This window comes from Psychrobacter sp. 16-MNA-CIBAN-0192 (assembly GCF_040309565.1).
Classification (GTDB): domain Bacteria; phylum Pseudomonadota; class Gammaproteobacteria; order Pseudomonadales; family Moraxellaceae; genus Psychrobacter.
On the sequence record NZ_JBEOOX010000220.1, the window covers coordinates 1 to 275 of the forward strand.

1 protein-coding gene is annotated in these 275 nt (G+C 44.7%); it reads left to right on the forward strand.

Annotation, left to right across the window (positions count from 1 at the left end; all coding sequences use genetic code 11):
- The coding region (locus AAEY78_RS12995; RefSeq protein ID WP_352339731.1) for a UDP-N-acetylglucosamine--N-acetylmuramyl-(pentapeptide) pyrophosphoryl-undecaprenol N-acetylglucosamine transferase at window positions 1-275 on the forward strand (275 nt) is incomplete at both ends.

Here is a 275-nt window from a genome sequence, read left to right on the forward strand (position 1 = left end):
GGGTAATACCAATGCTATAAGTGTTTGGCACCAAACGGGTAAAGGGCACTTAGGCAGTGTTGAAGCTGCTTATAAGTCGCATAAATTTAGCACTGAAAATACAAAAGTAGCTGAATTTATAGATGATATAGACACAGCTTACGGCTGGGCTGATATTGTTATTTGCCGCTCGGGCGCGCTCACTGTGAGTGAAATTGCCGCTGCTGGTAAAATGGCAGTGTTTGTACCTTTTCCGCATGCGGTGGACGACCATCAAACAGCTAACGCACAGTATT